Raw genomic sequence first — 21,103 nt, forward strand, 5'->3', positions numbered from 1 at the left:
CAACGCCCCATGGAGTCCTCTTGACCCCCCGCACCCGCCCACTCCTCCTGGCCGCCGCCCTCCTCGCCACAGGCCTGAGCCCCCTCGCCCTCGCCGCCCCGGCGGGCGCGGCGGCCGCGAAGTATCCGGACGACTTCAACGGCGACGGCTACCGCGACCTCGCCGTCGGCGACCGCACCGCCACGGCCGGAGGAAGGAAGGAGGCAGGCGCGGTGGTGGTCGTGTGGGGCACCTCGAAGGGGCTGGACTTCACCAAGCGCACGGTCGTCACCCAGAACAGCCCCGGCGTCGAGGGCGCGGCGGAGAGCAAGGACTTCTTCGGCACCAAGGTCACCACGGCCGACGTGAACAAGGACGGCTTCGCCGATGTCGTCGCCACCGCCCCGGGCGAGGTCGTGGGCTCCTCCCACCGCGGCACCTTCACGATCCTGTGGGGCTCCAAGACCGGCCTGAGCGGCGGCAGCGACTACGCGATCCCGGGCGGCTCGGACAGTTTCGCCAAGGACGTGGCCGTGGGCGACTTCAACGCCGACGGCAAGGTCGACGTGGTCTCGGTGGGCGGCGACTACGTCTGGTTCCTGCGCGGCCCGTTCACCAAGTCCGGCTCCCGCGGCAAGGCCACCAACCTCGACCCGGTCGACGGCGAGGACATCAGGCCCGCACTGGTCGTCTCGGGCAAGGTCACCAAGGACGGCACCGCCGACTTCGCGGTGATCGGCGAGGACTGGAGCGCCCACCAGCGCGTCTGGTTCTTCCGCGGCGGCGCGAGCGGCCCTGTCGCACCGCCCAAGAAGTACGACCTGCCGCTCCCGGGCGAAGCCGACCTCTCCTACGCCGCGTCCGCCACCATCGCCGACTTCGACAAGAACGGATACGGCGACCTGGCCGTCGGAGCGGCCCGCGCGGGCAAGGGCGAGGCGGTCCACCTCCTCAACGGCACCGCCACCGGTTTCAGCAGCACGGTCAGGTCGCTCACCCAGGACACCGCGGGTGTACCGGGGGTGCGCGAGACCGGCGACGACTTCGGCTTCGACGTCTCGGCCGGGGACACCAACGGTGACGGCTACCCGGACCTCGCGGTGGGGGCCCCGAACGAGACGCTCGGCAGCGAGTTCATGCGGGCGGGCGCCGTCACCCTCCTGCGCGGCGGAAAGTCCGGGCTCACCGGCACGAACGCCCGCCAGATCGACTACACCACGGCCGGCTTCCAGCGCCCGGCCGACGAGAACGACTCCTGGTTCGGCGCCTCGGTCCTGCTGCGCGACTACAACCGCGACGGCCGCGCCGAACTGGTCGCCGCCGCACCGGAGATCGGCCGACTGCACCTCTTCCCCGGCACCGCCTCCGGCCCGGCGGGCACGGGCTCGGCCACGCTGACGGTGAGCGGCCTGGGCCTGGGCAACCGCCCGTACTTCGGCGCCGCGCTCGCCGACTGAAGGGCGTCGCCCGGGGTGCGGAAGCCCCGTAGGGGACGGATGGGAGCTCCCTTAAGGGATGTCACAGCTCGGCAGCAAAGCCGTCCCCGAAACGCCCGGCCGCGCCCGTCACTCTCCAGGACCAGGTACGTTCGAAGACGTGGCTGGATTCAGGATCGGACGCGGCCGGGACAACGGCGCTCCTCACGCGCGACCGCAACAACCTCCGTACGGGCAGCAGGCGCCCCAGGGACAGTCGTACGGCTATCCCCCCGCGCCGCAGCCCCACCCGGGCCAGTGGACCCAGGGCGGCGGCGGGGGCTACGACGAGCCGGAGTACTTCGGCGACGGCGCCGGCGCCCCGCAGGGCGGGCACGACCCGTACGCGGCGAACAACCCGGGCCACACCCAGGCGTTCTCGGTCGGTGAAGACCCGTACAACCAGGGCGGCACCTACCGCGCGGGCTCGGCCCCCGCGGCCCCGGTGGGCCCCCGCCTGCACTGGAAGGAACTCCTGAAGGGCATCCTGCTCTCCCCCAGGCAGACCTTCCTCCAGATGCGGGACTACACGATGTGGGGCCCGGCCCTCGTCGTGACCTTCCTCTACGGCCTGCTCGCGGTGTTCGGCTTCGAGGGCGCCCGAGAGGACGCGATCAACGCCACCCTGTCGAACGCGATCCCGATCGTCCTGACCACGGCCGTCGCCATGGTCCTGTCGGCCTTCGTCCTGGGCGTCGTCACCCACGCCCTGGCCCGCCAGCTCGGCGGCGACGGCGCGTGGCAGCCCACGGTCGGCCTCTCCATGCTGATCATGTCCCTGACCGACGCCCCCCGTCTGATCGTGGCCATGTTCTTCGGCGGCGACGCGTCCTTCGTCCAGCTCCTGGGCTGGGCGACCTGGGTCGCGGCCGGCGCCCTGCTCACCCTCATGGTCAGCCGCAGCCACGACCTCCCCTGGCCGAAGGCCCTCGGCGCATCGGCAATCCAGCTGATCGCCCTGCTGATGATCGTGAAGCTCGGCACGTTCTAGGTCTGACGGCCACCGGACACTTCGTAACGCAGAGTGAGCGTTTTCGCGCGTTCGAATCGGGCGAACGGGTTACATTCCGGGCATGTCACCCGCTTTATGTAACTGAGAGTCATTTAACCACTCCTACACCCTCTGTAAGGAGTGCCCAGTGTTCGTGAGATCTCGTTCTGGTAGGAGCAGGGGAACCGTGCTCGCGGCCGCTGTGCTGGCCACCGTGATGGCGGCGATCCTCCCGGGATCGGCGGTCGCCGACGGGAGCGGCGGCGGAACCACGGATCACTGGGGCGTGCTCGCCCGCAACACGATCGGCTCCCCCGTGGCCGAACTGCGCAACGGCCCGTACGTCTCGGGTGTACCGGCCGCCTTCGCGAAACCGCCGTTCGGGCGGGGCAGCCTCGGTATCGAGGTGCGATCCCTAAGCTGCTGCCCCCCACATACACTGCGTTACATGCACGTTACGCGTATGGCTGAAGCAGCCGATAACGGGTCAGGTCAGAGCGCTTCCTTTGACGGGGTGATCGGCTCCCCCGACCTACGTACTACAGGCAGAACGCTCCACGGGAAGTTGATCCAGTCGTCCGTCCGCTTCCAGACGTACTCGCACTTCACCAGGGACTGCGACTTCTCGTAGATGACCGCGGAGCGGACCTCGGCGACGGCGTCGAGGCAGAAGTCCCGAACCAGTTTGAGCGTCTTGCCGGTGTCGGCGACGTCGTCGGTGATGAGGACCTTCTTGTCGGAGAAGTCGATGGCGTTGGGGACGGGGGCCAGCATGACCGGCATCTCCAGGGTGGTCCCCACGCCGGTGTAGAACTCGACGTTCACCAGGTGGATGTTCTTGCAGTCGAGGGCGTACGCGAGGCCGCCGGCGACAAAGACTCCGCCGCGGGCGATGGAGAGCACGACGTCGGGCTCGTAGCCGTCGTCGGCGATGGTCTGCGCGAGCTCGCGGACCGCGGTGCCGAACGCCTCGTAGGTCAGGTTCTCGCGTACGGCGCTCATACCTGGGTCCGGTGGAAGTTGAGGAAGGAGCGGGAGGCGGTGGGGCCGCGCTGGCCCTGGTAGCGGGAGCCGTAGCGCTCACTGCCGTAGGGGAACTCGGCCGGCGAGCTGAGCCGGAACATGCACAGCTGGCCGATCTTCATCCCCGGCCAGAGCTTGATCGGCAACGTGGCGAGGTTCGACAGCTCCAGGGTCACGTGTCCGCTGAAGCCGGGGTCGATGAAGCCGGCGGTGGAGTGGGTGACGAGGCCGAGGCGGCCGAGGGAGGACTTGCCCTCCAGGCGGGAGGCGAGGTCGTCGGGGAGGGTGATGACCTCGTACGTCGAGGCGAGGACGAACTCCCCGGGGTGCAGGATGAACGGCTCGTCGCCCTCCGGCTCCACGAGCCGCGTGAGATCGGCCTGCTCGACGGAGGGGTCGATATGGGGGTAGCGGTGGTTCTCGAACACCCGGAAGAAGCGATCGAGGCGCACGTCGACGCTGGACGGCTGCACCATGGATTCGTCGTAGGGATCGATCCGTACCCGCCCGGCGTCGATCTCGGCCCGGATGTCCTTGTCTGAGAGAAGCACGCCCCGAGGATACGCAAGGCGCGCGGACCGGCCACCATCGGACGGACCCGCGCGCCTCCTACCGATCTTTCAGTGCTTCTCCGAGGTCACCTGAACGACACTGCGAAGCCGGGCACAGCGAGGACACCGGACGAGCCGTCCGGGACCGAGGCGCTCGGCCTGCTGCATCGGGAACGAAGCGGTGCTGAACACGTGTCCATCGGCACAACGGACGACGGTGCGCTCCATCAAGTCCTGCTCCATCAAGTCCTGAGTCCCTTCCCCAAGAGCCGCGTCGGGCTACTGCTCAGCTGACGACAAAAGGCACATTACGGGATGGACGGGACGGCCCTCCAGGCGGCACTCCGGTCCCGCCCGGACCCTCTTCCACCCCTCCACCGTACGCCCCAACTCCCGTGCCCCGCAGCCCCGTCCCACCCCGCAGACGCACTCAGGCCCCACGGCTTCGTCGCCGGGGGCCTGGGATGAGGTAAGGTAACGTTGCGTTCGACACCGGTTCCGTCCGGCGAATCACGCGGGTGTAGTTTAATGGTAGAACATCAGCTTCCCAAGCTGAGAGCGCGAGTTCGATTCTCGTCACCCGCTCCATGACTAAGGCCCAGGTCAGAGACCCGGGCCTTTTTGCTGTCCATGATGATCAGCGGTCGTGTGCCAGATTCGTGCCAGAACGCTGATCGTCCGCCGTACCCGGTGGATCATCCGGCACACCAGCAGCTTCCTGGCGCGCCCTCCGTACGGTCGCGTCGAGGCCGGCTGCAACTTCCTGCTGCCGATCGTCGTCGGAGTGCTGATAGATCAGCGCGGCCTTTTCGGAGGACTGGCCGGCACGAACCATCGTGTCCTTGAGGGTGGCGCCCGAGCGCGTCGACAGCGTGTGCCCGGTGTGACGAAGGTCGTAGAACCGGAAACCCTCGGGGACGCCAACGACGGTACGAGCCTTCCGCCACTTCCGGCCGAAGCTGCTGCGCCGGAAGGGAGCGCCCTTCTCGCCGAGGAAGACCAGCCCGTCAGCACCCTTGCCCGCGAACAACTCCATATGGACGCGCAGCTCCGAGCGGAGGAACTCGGGCAGGTGGACGGTCCGGGTACCGGCTTCGGACTTGGTGTCACCGGGGGCACGACGACCATTCGTACGCTCCGGCTCGGCGAGGCGGACCGTGATCTTCAGTCGGTCGACGTCGATGTCACGGCACCGGAGGCCCGCAAGTTCCTCGGGGCGGAGAGGGCCGTAAGCGCCGAGGTACACCATGAGGCGCCAGCGGGGACCGAGCTGGTCGGCGAGGGCGTCGACCTGGGCGACGGTTGCGATGCGACGTTCGGCCGCCTTCTCCTTTCCGGCACCCTTGATCCGGCACGGGTTGCGCTTGAGGAGGTCGTCGTCCACGGCCGTCTCCATGATGCCTTTCAGGAGCCGGTACGCCTTGGCGGTCGTGGTCTTGGCACCGGTCGTACGGAGGCGTTCGGCACGCCATTCGCGGACGCGGGGTGCGGTGATCTCGTCGAGGTCCGATTCGCCGAAGGTCGGAAGGACGTGGTCGTTGAGGAGGTAGCGATAGAGGTCCTCGCTGAGGATCGAGAGCTCCCGTTCCTCCACCCACTTTTCCGCGTACACCTTGAAGTTGACCGACCCAGCCTCCGGGGCACGCCACTCCCCCCGCCTGATCTCCGTCTGCTTCTCAGCGAGCCAGTCGTCAGCGTCCGCCTTGGTCGCGAAGGTGTCGGGTGCGGGACGCATCACGCCGTCCGGGCCCGGATAGCGCGCCTGGTAACGGCCGGACGGAAGCCGTCTGATCGCGCCGAAGCGGCGACGCCTCCCCTTGCTGTTGGCCATCAGGCAGCCCTCCTGTAGCTAGGGCGAGGCCGCCTCAACGGCTGAACGGTCCGGGCCTGGATGAACTCCTCGACCGCGCTCTCCGGGATGCGCACATGCCGGCCGAGCTTCACATACCGAATGCGCCGCTCCTCGATCAGCCGCCGAGGGAAGCGGGCGGTCGTGCCGAGCAACTCGGCGACCTGGTCGACGGACAGGTAGCGATCGGTCATGCGGTGGGTTCCCCTTCCGTTCCGGGGGCGCGTTCGAGGGATGCGGACAGCCAGGCTTCGGTGTCGGAGAGGCCGGTTCCGGCGAAGACCCAGTGGGCGAGGACGTACGTCGTCTCGGTCGCGCGGTCAGGTGTGGTGGCTGCTGCTTGGGCGCGGCGATATTCGGCGCGGGCGGTGCGGAGGGCGCCGAGGGTGGTGGAGTAGCGGCGGGACTTGGTGGAGAAGTGGCCGCGGAAGCCGAGCATGTGGGCCCAGGCGCGCAGGCGGAGGTGTTCGAGGCTCTTGCGGGCGCCGAGAGTCCAGGCGGTTCGGATGAGTTGGCGGGCGTGGTCGCTGATGTCGAGCTGGGCGAGTTCGGCGACGAACTTGAGCGGGCGGTCGAGGGCGCCGGTCGCTGTTTCGGCGCCCTTGGTGGCGTACTTGGCGATGTAGGCGGCGACGGCTCGTTCGGTGAGTTCCTGGCCGTCGTTGAAGTCGGCGGATCGGATGGTGCGCACGTCGAGTTGGCGGCCGAAGGTGAAGGTGTGGGTGCGGCCGTCGATGGTCGGGCCGTCGACACGGGCCTTGTCGGCGGCGGTTTCTATGGCGTCGGTGAGGAGTTCGGCCGTGGCCCAGGCGGGCGGTGCGGTGTTGCCGCCCCCCGGGCCGTCGATGCGGATGACCGCGTGGAAGTGGACAGCTCCGCGCTTTTGGTACTCGGCGACCTTGGCGAAGGAGACGCGGGCGTGGTCGCGGAGGCGGCGTTGGGAGAGGCCCGCGCGCTTGGCGACCTCTCGGCGGAGGTAGATCGAGAAGCGTCGCCAGAGAGCCCCCGCGTGGGCGTTCCAAAGCACGGCGGCTTCGTAGTCGTAGGTGTCGGGGTTGAGTGGGGTGCCGAGGGTGTTGTCGTCCTGGTCGTGGTGGAGGCCGCAGCGGCAGGGGCGGCCGTCGGTACGGCGGTTGTGGACCGGGCCGAAGCCGGGGGCGGTGAAGGTGGCGAACACACGGGGGTGGGTGCCGACCTGCTCGGGGGTGCCTTTGCCGCCGCGTAGTCCGGCGGTGATGAGGTGGAAGGTGTCGCGGCGGTAGACCTCGGCGCAGGCCGGGCAGCGGGTGGTGCGGCGGTTGTTGCAGCGGACGAGGAGTTGGCCGGCGGGGAGGCCGGTGGAGTCGAGGTGCTGGAGGATGCGGCCGATCTCGCCGGTGGTGGTGTCGAGGTCGTATTCGGTGCGGTGGCCGTCGAGGCGGATGGGGTGGGTGCAGCCGCCGAGGACGGAGAGTTGACGGAGGATACCGGGGAGGGTGCCCTGGGCGGCCAGGTTCGCGAGTTCCGGCACGGGGGCCGGGGTGGTGCGGGTGAAGATGGCGTTTCCCTTCTGACTGGCTCGGTCGGGAGGAAGGCCCCGGGGCGGCGTAATGCTTGGTCGTGTGCCGTCGCCCCGGAGGCCGGGCGGGATCTAGCGGCGGTGCTGGTCGCGGAGCATGGAGCGCAGAACGATGGCGGCCACGGCTACCGAGATGGCCGTGACGGCGACGGCGGCCAGGAGCGCGGTGAGGACGACTCCGCCGACGACCAGGGCGGCGACCGTCTTCTGATCGATGGACACCGAGGGCAGCGAGCGGCGAGCGGGTGCCGGGTCGGTCGTGGCGGTGTGGGTATGCGCGGGCGGCGGGGTGGGGTTGTCGGGGTACTTGGGCAGGAACACGGCGGAGCCCTTCTTATCTACTCGTCTAGATGTGCTAGGCCGTTTATGACAGTCACGCCGGAACGCGTGCCGGACTCGATGGCGGGGGCGAGGAAGGTGTGGGAGAGCCAGAAGCCGAAGAGGGCGATCAGCACGACGATCCAGGTGCGGACGCCGAGGAACTTGACCGCTCCCCAGGCGAAGAAGCCAAGGACGACGACGAGGGGCAGGCTGACGGTCACGGGAGGGCGGGTCCTTTCAGCGAACGGGGCAGCGGTGGGTACGGGCGGCCAGTTCGGCGGCGGCGCGGCTGTCGTAGTCGGCGGAGAAGTTGCAGCGCGGGGCGGTGCAGGCGGCGGTGTGCTTCTCGCGGCCCCTGCCGTCATACGAGGTAGCGACCTGGACGGGACCGATGCGGGTGACGTTGCGGAAGCGGCGGTTGGCTGGCACAGCCGGTTTCCTTTCCTTTGTTTGGTTGCCTGGGGCGCGCGGCCGTGTGTAAATCAGCGGCATGTCACAAGGTGCGCGGCAGCTGGCCGCCTTCGGTTCGGCCGCGTTGGTACTTGGGCTCGCGGGTGTCGGGGGAAGGTGGTGGTTGGGCGAGTCCTGGGCCACCGTGATCACCATGTGCTGCCTTGAGGCACTGATCATTTCGGCCGCTATCGGAACGCGGCGAGTGATGCGGAAGCGGTAAAGCCCCCGACAGGGCCCGCCTTCAGAGCTGGGCGGCGATGGCTTCGGCCATGGGTGCAGGAACGCCGAGGCGGGTGCGGAGAGTCGAGGTGTCGATCGGGGCGCCGGTGCGGGTGTGGTGTTCGGCGGCGACCTTGCGGGCGTGGTCGACCAGGGCGACCGGGACCGAGACGGACGGTGTCGGCGGGGTCGATTCGGTGGCGGGTTGGACAGGCGGGCCGGGTGTGGCTTCGGGCTCGTCCTCCTGGTCCTCCGAGACCTCTGGGCCGATCTCGTCGGTGGTCTCCTTGGGCGCCGAGTGCGCGAGAAGGGTCCCGCCGAGGAAGGCAACCGCGGGCCAACCTGCGACGAGGATGCGCAGCCAGGCCGGCACGTCGGCCATATCGAGCAGTCCGGCGGTGGCGACGTTGGCGCCGAGGGAGGCGGTGAGGGCGATGACGAACCAGCACCAGGCCGCTGCTTTGGCCGTACCGGTGCGGAGTCGGCGCCATGCGGCGACGAGCAGCAGGTCAACGCTGATCGGGTATGCCCACGCTTTCCATCCGTCCTGTCCGGCCGCCGCAGCGATGTCGTGGATGTGGGCGAAGGACAGGGCGGCGGCGATGAGCGCCTGGACCAACACCGCGTCGACACGGGCCAGATAGGCGCGCACGGTCCGGCTCCTTTCGGTTTCGGGCATGGCAGGGGTAGGGACGTGGCGCGAGGCGGTCACGCCGACCGGATAGAGGTGAGCGTCAGTCGGTTACCGGGTGCGGCAGGACTGCCCGTGCCGGGGCCGCGACGAGGCGCACGGGGATGGCGGGCCGGAAGGGCTTTAGCGCCGGCAGGTCGGGCACCAGGTGCGCCGATTCCCGGCAGATCTCAGCGGCGTCGCCGAGGGAGAGGTACGGGGTTCGGATGCGGGACCAGCCGCCGGAGGTGTCGCCCGCGACGGCGAGGCCGGGCAGTTCGGGGGCGATGGCGCAGGCGGCATGCACCGCTTCCGGGGCGATGTCGCCGAGGGCCATCTTGGCGGAGGCTTCGTCGTTGACGCGGTGGCAGACGCGGCCGGTGAGCTGGGCGCGGAGCATGGTGGCGCCCTTGCCGAGTTCGGCGCCGAAGCGCTGCCCGCAAACCTCCAGGTAAATGCCGGCCGCACGGCCGAGCTGGGCGAGACGGATGAGATGGGTGACCATCTCATCCCGCCGATCTTCGTCCTTGCGGGTGGCGGTGAGGAAGAGTTCGGCGACCTCGTCGACGAACAGGACGATGGGCACGGGCCGTTCGTTCTCGGGCAAGCCCCAGATGTCGGAGGTGATCTCCTCGTCCGGGGTGCCGGGCGCGATGCCCTGCCGCGCCTTGATCAGGTCGTAGCGGTCCTCCATTTCCTTGACCAGGACGGGCAGGAGTTCGGCGGCTTCGTCCGGGTCGGTGGCGAGGGCGGAGAGGCGAGCAGCGAAGGGCGCCAGTTCGACACCGCGTTTGCAGTCGATCCCGACAAGGGCGACGGGCTGAGCAGCCAGTCCGGCGATGAGGTGTCGCAGGTACATGGACTTGCCCGACAGGGTTGCGCCCAGGGTGAGTTGGTGGGGAACCGTCCGGTAGTCCCGTACGAACGGAGTGGCATCCTCCCGCAGAGCAACCGGCACCTTGAGCAAACCGGAGTCGGCCTTGCGCGGCATCCGGACCCGCCGCAAGACGTCATAGCCGACAAGCCGCAGTTCCACGACACCCGGCTTGACGGTGCTGACGTAGACGGCGTGCACACCCCAGGCGTGCCGCAGCCGTTCGGCTGAGGCCGCGACGTCAGCGGGTTCCTGCCCGGGGGCGAGCCGCAGCCGGATGCGCAGCACGGTCGAGGTGGGCCGGATGATGCCCCGGCGGGGCGGGACCGGCCGGACCTCCCGCCGGGTGGTGGCCTTGACGGCGAGGACTCGCAGCCGCGAGGGTGCGACGGTCAGGCCGCAGGCCTCCATGACGGAGCTGTACGAGCTGAGCAGGCGGGCGGTGGATATCGGGCCGCCGATGGCGGACCAGTAGAGCGCCGGGTGCTTGGCCCGGGTGTAGGCGGTCCCGCCGCCGAGCGCAGTGAGGGGACCACCCACCTCCAGGAGTGTCGTCAGGTCGGTCATCAGGCGGTGGCCCCCATGGCGGCCGGGAACGCGGCCGGGGTGACGGCGGCGGCCCGGTAGGCGATGCCGTGACGCTGCTGGCCGTTGAACACGGACTCCCACGGCCGGGCGATGAGCCCCGGCAGCGAGACCGGAGCACCGAGGTTCAGGCCCTCGGAGACACCGCCCTCCGGCACGGTGACCTTGATCAGTGAGGACTCACCGTCCTCGATGTACACGACGCCCAGCGTCATCAGCGCCTCACCGCTGACGGCGTCCTTGGCAATCTCGCCGGTCTGACGGTCGCGGACCTTGGGCTCAGGAGCCTCGGTGAGGAGGATCGTGGCGGCGGAGGTCTCAACACGGATGGTGCGCAAGACGGTTTCCCTATCTACTCGTCTATACATGTAGCGATCTGCGAACCCGATCTCCCGGGCTCACGACGATCACCCTGCCACACAACTTGCCCACTCGTCTATACGAGTATGCATGCTGGGGTGTACGAGTTCGGGAAGGCGTCCCCGCGCACCACCGCAAACCATGACGATCAGGTCGCCGGAAGCTGATACGACAGCACATACGCGTCCGCCGCCATGACCGTGTCACAGACCTCGACCGCTCGCCCCTCGGTGTCGAAGGCGGTGCGGATGAGGTGGATGACGGGCACGCCGGAGGCGAGCCGGAGTGTCTTGACTTCGTCCGGTGAGGGCATCCGGGCTCGGATCTCTTCCTCGAAGTGGTCGAGGCGGTGGCCGAGTTCTTCGAGGCGGGCGTAGATGCCGCCGGGTCCGGGGTTGGGTTCGGCGATCTGCGTGCCGCGGGCGATGTCGAGGGGGAGGTAGGAGGTGGCGTACTCGACCGGCCGTCCGTCGAGGAGGTATCGCCGGCGCCGGGCGAGCACCCGCCGTACCGAGCCGAGCCGCGTGGAGATGTCCTGACTGGCCTTCTCTTCCTTGACCTCAAGGCTGTCGACCTGCGGATGGCTGCCGACCGTATCTGCCTCGACGATGAACGCGGACTTGCCCTGCTCGCGATGCCGGCGGGCGAACCGGTCGGAGGCGAGCCGCCGCACGGGCGGGCGGGGCCGGACGAAGACGCCCTTGCCGTGCTCGGCGTGGACGAGTCCTTCCCCCTGGAGGATGGAGAAGGAGTTGCGGACGGTCATTCGGGATACCCCGTAGTGGTCCACCAGCTCCGCCTCGGAGGGCAGCTTCTCGCCCTCTCGGAACCGCCCACGGTCGATGGCCTCGCGCAGCTGGTCGGCGATCTGCCTAAAGACCGCACGATCGCTCGTGGGGTCGAGATCACCGAGCTGGCCGGAGGGAAGAGCAGGGGTCACGAGTGCACTCCTTTAGGTATCTAGACGTGTGGGCGAGTGTTGTTGCTACGGTGGAGAGCCTAGCCATCCGAGAGGGCCGAGGAACGTGAGCACAGAACGCCCGCACTCCGTGAGCGTGGCCGGAGTCGTCGTCGACGACCTGGGCCGGGCCCTCCTGATCCAGCGCCGGGACAACGGCAAGTGGGAGCCCCCGGGCGGTGTCCTCGAACGCGGGGAGACCGTTCCCGAGGCCCTGCAACGCGAAGTCCTCGAAGAGACCGGCATCAAGATCGCCCTTCCGGCGACCCTGACCGGCATCTACAAGAACATGACGGGCCTGATCGTCTCCCTGGTCTTCCGCTGCCAGGCCGCCGACGGCACGCCCACCACCGGCGACGAGACCCGCGCACTGCGCTGGGCCACCCGCGAAGAAGTCTCCGAGCTTGCCGACGAGGCATACGCCATCCGCGTCCTGGACGCGATGGACGCGGCGTCTCCACCTGCCATCCGCGCCCACGACGGCGTGAAACTCGTCTAGCCCGAACCCGCTGCACATGGCGGCCTACCAGCACGAAGGAACTTGTATGCACGAGTATACGAGTACAGCCCGGGTCTGGGGGCTCACTTGCCCAGGTTTCCCGGAAGAGGTCAGCCGGGCCCGCCGCTGGACCCGCGACATCCTGCGCGGATCGCCACTGGCTGCGGACGCCGAGCTGATCGTGAGCGAGCTGAGCGCAAACGCCATCCTCCACACCGCCAGCGGCCAGGACTCAGGCAGCTTCCATCTGGCACTGGCGGTATCGGCACAGGCCATCGCGCTGTCGGTCACGGACGACGGAGGCGCCGGCACCGCTCCGAAGATCGAGCGCCAAGACCAGGACGCCGAGCACGGCCGGGGCCTGGGCATGGTCAGCATGATCGCTCACCGGGTCGTGGTCCACGAGAGCGACGTCGGCCACACGATCACCGCGGAGTTGTTCACGGCCCCGCCCCTGGGAGGTCACCCGTGCTGATGGACAAGCCGCAGCGGGGCTACTGGTGCGAGTGCTGGACCCAAGACCTCACAAGCGAGACGCGGCCGATTCTGCGGGCGTCCTTCGACGCGTACTCGGCTCCGCAGGCCGACAGATGGGTAGCGATGGCACTGCGCACAATCTCACCGGCACTGGACCCCGACGCGTCCCAGGAGGCGTGGGAGTGGCTGTACGACGGCCGCATTACGACAAGGAGAGCCCTTGTACGTGCCAAGGCATGCACGGTGTCGCTCACGCAGGCCGGCACCCGCATCACATGGACGATCCGACCAGTGCTCTTCCTGCCTCTCGCACACCGCCAGGGCCTCGACAGCCCAGCCTGCGCGCACTAGTTCAAGCCCCATACAGGGCCTTCAACAGACACTGCTCCTCAATAGAGTGCCCGCATGACCGACTCAGACGCACCCGGTACGAGACGCAAACCCAGACGCATCGAAGATCTCACCGACGTGTACGACTTCCTTGAGGAAGTACGACTCCGCCCCGGCATGTGGGTCCGCAACAACTCCTTGCAGCACCTCGACTCCATGCTCACCGGCTACCGCGTCGCGCTAGGCATCCACGACATCGCCGAGCCGTTCGACTTCTGGACCCCAGGCAGCCCGAGCCACTTCTCCGAGTGGCTATGTCAGCGCCAAGGCCGCCCTTCCTCCCTCGGCTGGGCTCCAGAGATCGAACGTGAAGCAGAGCGGTCCGGCAGGCTCGCCATGGAGATGTTCTTCGAGCTCCTGGACGAGTTCCGAGCCGACACCAAGCCCGTCAAGCACTCTCAGACAGAGACCCAACAGGCCCACGCTGCAGACTGAGTTACAACTTTCTCTACTGGTTCAAGGCCCGCGCACGGCGCGGGCGCGCGCCGCCTCGACGGCGCGGCCTGCCTCTGTCTTCGCCCCGGCTGGCCGCGCCACGGCGGCGCGCTGCGTGCATGCGGGCGAAGAGCGGGAAACCCTCTGTGGCTGGGGCGGTCGGCTCCGCGGCTTTAGACGACGTTTCCTTTGGTGTCTCCGGTCGTTGCTCAGGGCATGGCGAGTCTTGTCGAGCGTCTGGTGCCGGATGAGCTGTGGTTGCTGTTTCGGCGGGTGGTACCGCCGACCGAGATCAGGCGCCCGCAAGGTGGGGGCCGGCGACGAGCCGGTGACCGTGAAGCCCTAGCAGCGATCATCTTCGTGGCCACCTCGGGCTGCACCTGGCGGCAGCTCCCGCCAGTGTTCGGACCGGCCTGGCCCACGGTGTACCGACGCTTCGCCCAGTGGAGCCAGGCGCGGGTCTGGGCGAAGCTTCACCGCGTCATCCTCGACGAGCTCGGCGCCCGCGGTGAATTGGACTGGTCGCGGTGTGCGATCGACTCCGTCAGCGTGCGCGCCGCAAAAGGGGGCCGCTGACCGGACCGAATCCGACCGACCGCGGCAAGAACGGATCGAAAATCCACCTGATCACCGACCGGAACGGACTGCCGCTGTCGCTGGGCATCTCCGGCGCCAACATGCACGACAGCCTCGGGTTGAAGCCGCTCGTCCAGGGCATCCCGCCCATCCGCTCCCGACGTGGGCCGCGCCGAAGACGCCCGGCCAAGCTCCACGCCGACAAGGGATACGACTACGACCACCTGCGCCGATGGCTGAGCGAGCGGCGTATTCGCCACCGCATCGCCCGCAAAGGCATCGAGTCCTCCGCGCGGCTGGGCCGCCACAGGTGGGTGGTCGAGCGGACCGTATCCTGGCTGGCCGGGTGCAGACGCCTGCACCGACGCTACGAACGCAAGGCCGAACACTTCCTCGCCTTCGTCGGTATAGCCGCGGCCTTGATTGGCTACCGCCGACTCAGCGCATGACCCAGCTCACCTCAGGCTGCACACTCGGCAGCCCCCACGGCTCCAGCGCGCCACTGACCAGATCAGCCACGAACTGGACCGCCCCGCCCGTGTAGTGCCACCAGCCGCCGTTCCGGGAGGCGACAGTGACCGTCCATTCCCGGGAAGCGGTCGGGCCCGTCTCCCAGAGGAAGATGTCGCCCTCGTTGGAAGCCGCCCAAGGCAGCAGACCACCTGCGGCCGGATACGGCTGGAGCGGGACGGCCAAGTCGGCATCAGCGCACCACTCCGCGACGATCTCCAACTCCTCGCGAGTGCCCTGCACCCATGCCGCCTCCGTGCCAGGCTGAGGTCCGCCGAGAAGCAGGAAGTCTCCCAGCGCGAACGCTGGGAACAGCTCGCAAAGCAGCTTGTAGTCGTCCGGCAGCCCTACGCCGAGATCTGCTTCGACCATCGCCCAGTTGATGTCTACGGGGACTGAGCGACGGTGGCCAACCAGCCCTGGCACCGTACGCTCCAGTTCCTCAACGGCATCGACTGGTGCGTGCAGGCGACGGCGTGGTGCCTGGGTGCCGATGAGATCGTCCACGAGAACACCCTGCCAGACCAACATGCCGCTCTGGGGCGACGGCCTGAACACGAAGCCAAAGGAAACGTCGTCTTAGGCAGCCACTTTGGGGCGAGCCTCTAAGATCATGGCCCCAACGTCGTGCTTTAACGGGCAGGTCCACAGACTGCCCGACTCGCCGGAAGCTTACGGGGCCATGATCACTCGCCCCAAAGCAGCTCCAGCCCAAAGCCGCTCCGCCGACCTATTGCGCTAGCTTCGGCTTGCATCGTTTACATAGGCCTACGGAAGATGCGTCGACCTGATCGGCTGCCCTTCTTTTAAAATCGGGCCGGACAAGAGAACAACTCCGCAGGTGCAAAGTTCCCGATTTGGGATTCTCGTAAAGAATCAAATCCGAAAGATGCCACCCCTCCGGGATCTCCATATTTCTCGTCATGGAAACGTACGCTGAGGTGCCGCGCAGAGGCTCAAGCAAGGGCCATTCAATTATATCCTCAAAACCAATATCGCCCGCCGCGTAAAGCGACTGCAAGACGTTCATCGCGGCATCTTTTTCGCCTAGCAGGCAATGTTTGGCCAATTTATACCTGGGGCTGAGTGCGCGCACATCCCAATTCTCTACCTCGGACTGGACGGAGCTATCAGAAAGTCGCTGCCTTGCAATCCACCTGTTTACTCGGAAGGTGAGCTCGTCATTCATGTTCTGAGTCCCCTCTTCTCCGTAAGACGCACACTTATTAACCAGTTCGTTCCGACCCTTCACGAGGTTTCTGTACATGAAATGGTGAAGGCGTGCAAGGAAGTATTCTCTCTCACTCTTTGCCAGTTTTATTCCTACTGCGGTGCTTAGTAGGAAGCCAAAGGTCAGGAGCTCATGGGTTGCGCGCAGCACGTAGTCTTGGTCGACCTCCAAGAGGTCTCCCTCGCGAACACCCTCAGAAAACCTTGAGGCGACGCTTCTTAGGTAACGCTTGCTGGCCCGCCCACCGTTGTGCACGATAACGTGACGGCGCTGAAAGATCTCTTGAAGAACCTCCCAGTCTACTGCGTAGTCGTCAAACTTGAGATTCATCTTATCGATGAAGAATTTTCGCCACTCACCGAAGCTTCCGAACATTAGCTCGTCAACGCGCCGGGTGATAGCCATATCGACTGCATCGTCAATGCTGGCCATTTCCTTGAGGTCTTTGAGTGAGAACTCCTTTTCCTTTTCCCGCGAGGTGGCCTCTAGCGCCTGAGGGGTAGTTTGGTAATACTGATAGGCTAGCCCAGATAGCAGTACTTCGAAATTGCTCACGGCTGACACTGTCGTGGACTGCAGGAGGATCGGGAGTCTTGGGGGCCTTCGAAGCGCTTCGTGGAGGTATCTCATGAGAGTTGGCCCCCATGGTTCGGCCTTCACTTCCTCCCACATTACTGCCATGAAGTTTAGCGACTTGCCGCTCTCTTCATTCTTTCCGTCGTGATACTTTTTGAAAGCTGCCACAACTTTTTCAACACTGCCCCCGCTGAGGCTCGACATGAGTTTCGTTACGGTGGACGAAGCTTCGTCTGATGAATCAAGCTTCTCGATTTCTGGGAGGGATGCTTCCATCACTTCCAAAAGGGCATCCAGATGCCACCAGAATGCATCCTGCAACTGAGTTATGTGCGCGGCAAAGAGCTCGGCCTGAGTGGGTGCTGCGTCCGCGGAGGCTTCATTCTGTGACATGGGTCACATTATAGATGGAGTGATCTCGCCTGTGGCATGGATTGACGATTTGTCCTACGAGGCTGGGCGGCAACCATTGCTCTGCCCGTGGGGGCCCAGATCGCCGGAGAGGTCATCGGGCGCCAGCCGTTCGGGGTCCTTATACGTATAGATAGATGCCGTGGCGCTTGCCGAGATAACGGCCATGCCGCACGGGATAGATCCGCCTGGCCTCGGGGGGTGCCATCAAGGGAGAGGTCCTCTGGCACGCCCACAACCATCAGGTGCGGGTCCGGCTCGATGAGTGCCGGGAACCTTCGGAGTGATCGCGCTCGGGCCGTCCCTGGGCCGTTCAAGGCTCCCCGACGCCACGCGACGACGACCGACAGTGACAGTCGATCTACAACCGCCAGCAGCGAACCCCCAGGTCACAGCCCCCCGACCAAACGGGTTACCACCCGAGGGTGGACCTCAGGCAAGATGGGGTGTTTCTTGCCGTCGGTGGTGAAAACGCTCCTTCTTAGATCTCGACGGGATCGTACGTACCGTCATGGAACTTGAAGGTCTTAACCTCGATGTCGTACTCGTCGCGTATGTAGCCGCCGTAGCCCCGGCGCGCGACGTGAGGAGCGATCAGCTCTAGCAGTGCGTCGAGGTGGAGCGTGAGGTCATCGACCCAGTAGATGCGCACGAACAGCTCCCACTCGTACCGCTTCCCCGATGACGTGAACTCCTGCACCGTGCGGCGTAGGGACACGATGTCGCCACCAGGAAGCCGGCCCTGGCCCGAGAGAAGCAACGGGTACGGATGATCGTCTGGGTCCAGGTCATCCGGACCTTCGTCGTCCATGCCCATATGCCAGCGCAGGGCCGCCAGAACCGGGGTCGGCGTGTCGTCGCGGAGGAAGCAGGAGAAGACAACCTCGTAGTGATCACTCATGGCGCGCATTGTGTCCGACCGCACTGACATCACCATGTGGTCGGTGACAGGACGCGTGCCAGACGCGTGCCAGGTCGTGCGGGGAACCACGGGGAACGGCGGGGACCAGGTCGCCGACCAGTCAGCTGCCGTAGCCTCTCCGCCGCAGGTCAGCCGAGCAGCCGCCCATAGAAGACCCAAGCTTCCCAAGCTGAGAGCGCGAGTTCGATTCTCGTCACCCGCTCCATGATGAAACCCCAGGCCATCAGCCTGGGGTTTGTTTGTTGTCTAGACCAATTCGGAGGTGGCATGACCTCCGCGTGCCCTAAGTCGAGACCGAAAGGCCGTTGCAGGCACGCATGTTCTCCTCGCCGGTGATCAGCCCGTCGACCGCGGAGAAGTGGCCGGTGACCCCGATCGCACCCGCACTGCCTGCGGGTGGGCGGCGAGGTCGTGGGCCACTACCTGGGCCTCGCCGCCGTCGGTGGAGATCGGAGTGGAGAGGATCTTCACGGCGGCGGTCTTGCCGGCGCCGTTGGGGCCCAGCAGGGCGAACACCGACCCGGCCGGAATGTGCAGATCGATGCCGTCGAGGACGGTCTTGTCTCCGTACGACTTGCACAGGTCGGTGGTGGAGACGGCGGCGGGGGGAGGAGTGTTGACTGGATGTGGGCATGACAGAAGGTTCTCAGTCTGCCCTGTCCAGCACGACAGCGGCCCGCCTCGACGAATGCCGCTCCAACCAATTGTCTGAGCGGCGCCCAGGGGTCCTCCCTGATCTCCGGCACAACGACCCGGCCGCGGCGCATCCAGCTGCCGCGCCGAGTGGGCGAAGCGCTGCAACAACGACCGCGCCTCACCGGTCCAGGAAGACAAGCAACCCGTGCGGATTCGCTTCGGCTCAGGTGCGGGTGCTGGACGGCCCCGAGCGGTGGGGTCTCACGAAGGGCTCCCGGGGCGGGCCGTCAGGTAGGTCCACTGGCTCCATACGCTACCGGTTTGTGCGCCCGTGGCCGGCGGCGTGTAGTGAGCCCGGATGCGGTAGTGGTCGTTGCTCACGAACAGCTTCAGAGCCCGGCCGTAGCCGTACCAGCCGTCGGAATACAAGGGCACGCATCTCTGCGAGGTCACCTGGTGCCAGGCTCCCGAGTAGTAGTGCTCGAGGTACACCGACGTGCAGCCGCCGGACTGGTGGGGGGTGACCTGGACGTTGAACCCCAGGTTGACTTCAGACTTGTAGAAGACCTGGTAGGTGGTGGCTCCGATGCGGGTGGTCCCCGTCGGCCACTGCATCTGCGTCCGGGCCGTCGGCGTGAGGATCGCACTGGTGGTCACCGTGCGCGGCTCGTAGCGGTAGTCACCGGCGAAGGCCGCGCTGAGGACGGTGTTGCGGGTGATCTTGTAGTACGCGACGAGGTTCCCCTGCGCGTCGACCTTGCCGGTCTTGAGCTGCGTCCGCGACTTGCCCGCAGGTTGGTCGTACAGCGTCACGAGACGTGAGTTGTACGTCGTCCCCAGATGTGCGGTGACCTTTACCGTCGCGCCGGAGCGGTACGACTTCGCGTCGGTCGCCACCCTCAGGCTCGGAGTGGCTCGGGACACCTGTACCTTCGCCGACGCCGTGACCGGGAGGTAGGACGTGCCGCCGTCGTAGGTGAAGGCGTACGTGTTCGCGCCGCCGGTCTGCGGAGTGTCGTGGAAGACGAAGCTGCCGTCGGCGGCGAGTGGCACGGTGCCCGCCGAGTAGCCGACGGGGTGTGCCAAGTCGGTCTTGACGACGTGGACCGCGCCGGTCGCCACGTGCGCATGCGGCCAGGTGAGTTGCCCGGTGACGGTCATCGGTGTGGCACGGTCGCCGGCGGAGGGAGCCGTCAGCGCCATGGTGGGCGCGTACTTCGCGACGGGGAGGTCAAAGGTCTGGCTTGCCGGGGCGTAGTGGCCGCTGCCGGAGTAGTCGACGCGGAAGCTCAGTGAGCCGGTGAGGGGGGCGGTGCCGGCGACGAGGTAGGAGCCGAAGAAGTCGACGGGCACGCGTGCCGGGGTGGTTGTCCGGTCCGGGATGAGCACGCCGTCCGGATCGGCGTCGTCGTAGCGCGTGATCCGTACCGTGCCCGGAATCATCGTTTCTCCGGCACTGAGCCTGAGGGGGGAATCGAAGCCCGCCCGGAACGAATAGGCCTCGCCGGGTGCCAGCGGAGTGGTGGTCGAGCTTCCGTGGAGACGGACCCACGCGGTTTCCGGGGTGCGAGTGATGTGGAGCGTCGGTGATCCCCCGGAGGCGTCCACGGCCACGCCGTAGACCCGGCTCTCGTCCGGTGCCCAGGCAAGGCCGTGTGCGGCCAGGCGCAGCGGATAGGTGTAGCTGTACTCGGTGTAGTCGCCCTCGCCCGTTTCCGGAAATGTGAGCAGGCCGCCGTCGCCGCTGGACATGGTCCCGTCCGGGGCCACGGCGACGGTGGCGTACATCCCTTCGGCGAACCGCCCGTCCGCTGCGAGATCAGAGGTTCGGAACCGTCGGGTGCTCGCGTTCAGGTCCTGCTCTGACGAGACCGCCAGATGCTGCCCGTCCGCGGTGACCGCGAGGTCGCTGAGATCGCGGAAGGGCAGCGCCTTCGCGGCTTGCCGGGTCAGCGCACCGCCCTCCGCCCGGTACGTGACGAAGGCGGAGGTGTCGCCCGTCTGCGCGGCGGCCGCGAGTACACCGGAGGGCGTCGGGGTCGTCGCCAGCATGGGCGGTGCTGCCCAACTGCCCGAATCCTGCGGCAGAGTGACCGTGCCGACCGCGTCGACGGATCCGACGCCGCCGGTGCCCGCCGTGCCGTACCCGAACCAGAGAGTGCCCCCGGCGACGGCCAGCGAGTCCGGATGGGTGGCCGCGCCCGTGCCGTAACGAGCAGACTCCGTCAGGTTGTCCGTGCTGATCGCCGCGATCGTGTCGTGGTCCGGCAGAGCCGCGTACAGGGCGGATCCGTCGTCGGAGAGGGCAAGACCGGTGACCCCCGGCTCGCCACTGATCATCGTCGGGTTCCCGCCGTCGAGGTCGGTGACGAGAATGCCGTCGGTGCCGGAGCCGCCGCTGATGAACAGGTGGCCGTGCGGGGCATCCACCACCATGTGCGCGAAGTGCGCGATCGGCAGTGGTACATCCGACGCCGCGTACGAGTCGACCGCACCTGGACCGATGGCAATCGTCAGTCCCAGGAACAGCGCTGCGGCGGTTGGCGGCGAGAAGCGCGCCAGCTTCATGAAAGG

At 67.1% G+C, this 21,103-nt stretch carries 23 protein-coding genes, 1 tRNA gene and 1 pseudogene; 8 read left to right on the forward strand and 17 right to left on the reverse strand.

Going from position 1 to position 21,103, the window contains the following annotated elements; translation table 11 throughout:
* Window positions 1-20: 20 nt before the first annotated feature.
* Window positions 21-1,436, forward strand: a complete 1,416-nt coding sequence (locus tag ABZT06_RS33290; RefSeq protein ID WP_355749408.1) for an FG-GAP and VCBS repeat-containing protein — start codon at window positions 21-23, stop codon at window positions 1,434-1,436.
* A gap of 58 nt (window positions 1,437-1,494) precedes the next feature.
* Window positions 1,495-2,445 carry a YIP1 family protein gene (locus ABZT06_RS33295; protein ID WP_355749411.1) on the forward strand — a complete coding sequence of 317 codons (951 nt, stop codon included), beginning with the start codon at window positions 1,495-1,497 and terminating at the stop codon, window positions 2,443-2,445.
* A 492-nt stretch (window positions 2,446-2,937) separates the two neighbouring features.
* Here the strand turns inward: ABZT06_RS33295 and ABZT06_RS33300 are convergent, their stop codons facing one another.
* On the reverse strand, window positions 2,938-3,447 hold the full coding sequence (locus ABZT06_RS33300; RefSeq protein ID WP_355749414.1) for a phosphoribosyltransferase: 510 nt from the start codon (window positions 3,445-3,447) through the stop codon (window positions 2,938-2,940).
* Window positions 3,444-4,019: a dCTP deaminase gene (gene dcd / locus ABZT06_RS33305; RefSeq protein WP_037735257.1), complete on the reverse strand. Its 576-nt coding sequence runs from the start codon at window positions 4,017-4,019 to the stop codon at window positions 3,444-3,446. Before dcd ends, ABZT06_RS33300 begins: the two co-directional genes overlap by 4 nt.
* 514 nt (window positions 4,020-4,533) lie before the next feature.
* Here dcd and ABZT06_RS33310 point away from each other — a divergent pair.
* A tRNA-Gly gene (locus ABZT06_RS33310) sits at window positions 4,534-4,607 on the forward strand.
* A 49-nt stretch (window positions 4,608-4,656) separates the two neighbouring features.
* On the opposite strand, the gene ABZT06_RS33315 is transcribed toward ABZT06_RS33310, so the two are convergent.
* From ABZT06_RS33315 to ABZT06_RS33360, 10 genes are all read right to left on the reverse strand, one after another.
* A complete protein-coding gene (locus ABZT06_RS33315) occupies window positions 4,657-5,850 on the reverse strand; it encodes a tyrosine-type recombinase/integrase (RefSeq protein ID WP_355749418.1) in 1,194 nt (397 codons plus the stop codon).
* Window positions 5,850-6,062: an excisionase family DNA-binding protein gene (locus ABZT06_RS33320; protein ID WP_212669479.1), complete on the reverse strand. Its 213-nt coding sequence runs from the start codon at window positions 6,060-6,062 to the stop codon at window positions 5,850-5,852. Before ABZT06_RS33320 ends, ABZT06_RS33315 begins: the two co-directional genes overlap by 1 nt.
* Window positions 6,059-7,378 (reverse strand): replication initiator, encoded by a 1,320-nt coding sequence (locus ABZT06_RS33325; protein ID WP_355749422.1) that lies wholly within the window; start codon window positions 7,376-7,378, stop codon window positions 6,059-6,061. Before ABZT06_RS33325 ends, ABZT06_RS33320 begins: the two co-directional genes overlap by 4 nt.
* Window positions 7,379-7,498: 120 nt before the next feature.
* Entirely contained in the window at window positions 7,499-7,747 is a 249-nt protein-coding gene (locus ABZT06_RS33330; protein WP_355749425.1) for a SpdD protein, read from the reverse strand.
* A gap of 17 nt (window positions 7,748-7,764) precedes the next feature.
* Entirely contained in the window at window positions 7,765-7,968 is a 204-nt protein-coding gene (locus ABZT06_RS33335; protein WP_355749428.1) for a hypothetical protein, read from the reverse strand.
* Window positions 7,969-7,984: 16 nt separating this feature from the next.
* Window positions 7,985-8,176 carry a mobile element transfer protein gene (locus ABZT06_RS33340; protein WP_355749431.1) on the reverse strand — a complete coding sequence of 64 codons (192 nt, stop codon included), beginning with the start codon at window positions 8,174-8,176 and terminating at the stop codon, window positions 7,985-7,987.
* Window positions 8,177-8,441: 265 nt separating this feature from the next.
* Window positions 8,442-9,071, reverse strand: coding sequence for a DUF2637 domain-containing protein (locus ABZT06_RS33345; protein WP_355749434.1), 630 nt, complete (start codon window positions 9,069-9,071; stop codon window positions 8,442-8,444).
* Between the two features lie 82 nt (window positions 9,072-9,153).
* On the reverse strand, window positions 9,154-10,530 hold the full coding sequence (locus ABZT06_RS33350; protein WP_355749437.1) for an FtsK/SpoIIIE domain-containing protein: 1,377 nt from the start codon (window positions 10,528-10,530) through the stop codon (window positions 9,154-9,156).
* On the reverse strand, window positions 10,530-10,886 hold the full coding sequence (locus ABZT06_RS33355) for a hypothetical protein (RefSeq protein ID WP_057608710.1): 357 nt from the start codon (window positions 10,884-10,886) through the stop codon (window positions 10,530-10,532). The genes ABZT06_RS33350 and ABZT06_RS33355 overlap by 1 nt, the downstream gene beginning before the upstream one ends.
* A gap of 170 nt (window positions 10,887-11,056) precedes the next feature.
* Window positions 11,057-11,848, reverse strand: a complete 792-nt coding sequence (locus tag ABZT06_RS33360; protein ID WP_355749440.1) for a GntR family transcriptional regulator — start codon at window positions 11,846-11,848, stop codon at window positions 11,057-11,059.
* A gap of 109 nt (window positions 11,849-11,957) precedes the next feature.
* On the opposite strand from ABZT06_RS33360, the gene ABZT06_RS33365 reads away from it, so the two are divergent.
* The 5 genes from ABZT06_RS33365 to ABZT06_RS33385 all read left to right on the forward strand — a co-directional run bounded on the left by ABZT06_RS33365 (window position 11,958) and on the right by ABZT06_RS33385 (window position 14,692).
* Complete coding sequence (locus ABZT06_RS33365) at window positions 11,958-12,365, forward strand: NUDIX hydrolase (protein ID WP_355749592.1); 408 nt, start codon at window positions 11,958-11,960, stop codon at window positions 12,363-12,365.
* A gap of 46 nt (window positions 12,366-12,411) precedes the next feature.
* A complete protein-coding gene (locus ABZT06_RS33370) occupies window positions 12,412-12,840 on the forward strand; it encodes an ATP-binding protein (protein WP_355749443.1) in 429 nt (142 codons plus the stop codon).
* Window positions 12,840-13,193 carry a hypothetical protein gene (locus tag ABZT06_RS33375; protein ID WP_355749595.1) on the forward strand — a complete coding sequence of 118 codons (354 nt, stop codon included), beginning with the start codon at window positions 12,840-12,842 and terminating at the stop codon, window positions 13,191-13,193. Before ABZT06_RS33370 ends, ABZT06_RS33375 begins: the two co-directional genes overlap by 1 nt.
* 54 nt (window positions 13,194-13,247) lie before the next feature.
* A complete protein-coding gene (locus tag ABZT06_RS33380) occupies window positions 13,248-13,667 on the forward strand; it encodes a hypothetical protein (protein WP_355749446.1) in 420 nt (139 codons plus the stop codon).
* Window positions 13,668-13,883: 216 nt separating this feature from the next.
* A protein-coding gene (locus ABZT06_RS33385; protein WP_355749449.1) for an IS5 family transposase occupies window positions 13,884-14,692 on the forward strand; the annotation gives its coding sequence in 2 pieces (ribosomal slippage) (window positions 13,884-14,238 and window positions 14,238-14,692; 810 coding nt in all).
* On the opposite strand, the gene ABZT06_RS33390 is transcribed toward ABZT06_RS33385, so the two are convergent.
* From ABZT06_RS33390 to ABZT06_RS33410, 5 genes and pseudogenes are all read right to left on the reverse strand, one after another.
* A complete protein-coding gene (locus ABZT06_RS33390) occupies window positions 14,682-15,260 on the reverse strand; it encodes an SMI1/KNR4 family protein (protein WP_355749451.1) in 579 nt (192 codons plus the stop codon). The genes ABZT06_RS33385 and ABZT06_RS33390 overlap by 11 nt on opposite strands.
* A 223-nt stretch (window positions 15,261-15,483) precedes the next feature.
* On the reverse strand, window positions 15,484-16,953 hold the full coding sequence (locus ABZT06_RS33395; protein ID WP_355749458.1) for a hypothetical protein: 1,470 nt from the start codon (window positions 16,951-16,953) through the stop codon (window positions 15,484-15,486).
* A 499-nt stretch (window positions 16,954-17,452) separates the two neighbouring features.
* Entirely contained in the window at window positions 17,453-17,872 is a 420-nt protein-coding gene (locus ABZT06_RS33400) for a hypothetical protein (protein ID WP_355749461.1), read from the reverse strand.
* A gap of 337 nt (window positions 17,873-18,209) precedes the next feature.
* A pseudogene (locus ABZT06_RS33405) lies at window positions 18,210-18,532 on the reverse strand (ATP-binding cassette domain-containing protein); the annotation flags it as partial.
* A 258-nt stretch (window positions 18,533-18,790) separates the two neighbouring features.
* The gene (locus ABZT06_RS33410; RefSeq protein WP_355749464.1) at window positions 18,791-21,097 is read right to left on the reverse strand and encodes a hypothetical protein; all 2,307 of its coding nucleotides are present in this window, start codon (window positions 21,095-21,097) and stop codon (window positions 18,791-18,793) included.
* Between the last annotated feature and the right edge of the window lie 6 nt (window positions 21,098-21,103).

Source organism: Streptomyces sp. NPDC005483, from assembly GCF_040606035.1.
In the GTDB taxonomy this organism is placed as follows: domain Bacteria; phylum Actinomycetota; class Actinomycetes; order Streptomycetales; family Streptomycetaceae; genus Streptomyces.